This is a genomic window from Bacillus sp. 204(2023) (assembly GCF_037027505.1).
Taxonomy (GTDB): domain Bacteria; phylum Bacillota; class Bacilli; order Bacillales; family Bacillaceae; genus Bacillus; species Bacillus subtilis.
This window is the reverse complement of record NZ_JAXCHE010000029.1, coordinates 1-312: the sequence shown is the minus strand read 5'-3', so window position 1 is coordinate 312 and position 312 is coordinate 1. Positions and strand designations below refer to the sequence as shown.

1 protein-coding gene is annotated in these 312 nt (G+C 37.5%); it reads left to right on the top strand.

Annotation, left to right across the window (positions count from 1 at the left end; genetic code table 11):
- Nucleotides 1-53: 53 nt before the first annotated feature.
- The coding region (locus WA279_RS20820) for a transposase (RefSeq protein ID WP_336156495.1) at nucleotides 54-312 on the top strand (259 nt) is incomplete at its 3' end.

Here is a 312-nt window from a genome sequence, read left to right as displayed (position 1 = left end):
CAATTCCCCTGTAATAAAATAAAAGAAAGACTGAAAAGGACGGTGTCTTTCTCATGTTCCACACAAGAAACTCTTCTCAAAACACAGCCGAATTTGTTCTGCTTGACCAACTCGTCGAAGAGGATCATCTGCTTCGAAAAATCGATAAATACATAGACTTCTCTTTTATCATTGAAAAGGTTAAGCCTTACTACAGTGAAAACAAAGGCCGCCCCTCACTTGATCCGCTGATTTTATTCAAAATGATGTTTATCGGATACCTCTATGGTATCCGTTCAGAAAGACAGCTCGAAAAAGAAATTTACTACAATA